This window comes from Micromonospora sp. M51, assembly GCF_018070305.1.
Lineage (GTDB): Bacteria > Actinomycetota > Actinomycetes > Mycobacteriales > Micromonosporaceae > Micromonospora > Micromonospora parva.
The window spans coordinates 1-494 of the sequence record NZ_JAGPXZ010001476.1 but is presented as its reverse complement, the minus strand read 5'-3'; the positions used below and the strand labels follow the sequence as shown (position 1 = coordinate 494).

2 pseudogenes are annotated in these 494 nt (G+C 74.7%); both read right to left on the bottom strand.

What is annotated here, in order from left to right:
• Positions 1-364: pseudogene (locus KBX53_RS35535) on the bottom strand (ABC transporter permease); the annotation flags it as partial.
• Positions 361-494: pseudogene (locus tag KBX53_RS37240) on the bottom strand (ABC transporter ATP-binding protein); the annotation flags it as partial. The pseudogenes KBX53_RS37240 and KBX53_RS35535, both read right to left, overlap by 4 nt.

The window sequence follows — 494 nt, the reverse complement described above, 5'->3', positions numbered from 1 at the left end:
TGTCCCAGCCGTGGCCCAGGGCGGCGGGGGTGCCGATCACCACCGCGTCGTCGCCGGTGACGGCCGCAACACCCGGCACCTGGCGGATCCGGTCCACCACTGCCGCGTCCACAGTGCCGCCCTCGGGCAGCGCGACGGTGCTCGTGGTGGTGTCGCCGAACTCCTTGAACGTGTGGCTGACGGTGCGGTTGGCGACGACCACGTCGGCCGCCGCCCAGAGCCGTGGCTCCGCGCGGAAACGCAGCCCTGACTCGACGAGGGTGCCCATCGCCACCAGGATCAGCACACCGGCGACCAGGGCCAGCAGGGTGGCGGCGGCGGGGCCGGCGCGGTGCCGCAGCAGGCGGGCGGCGAGCCCGGTCATCGGAGGACCCGCCGATCCAGCGACGCCAGGTGCTCGGCGATACCGGCGGCGCCGAGCTGCGGAAGGTCGGCGACGATCGCACCGTCGGCCAACACGAGCACGCGGTCCGCGTACGACGCGGCGATCGGGT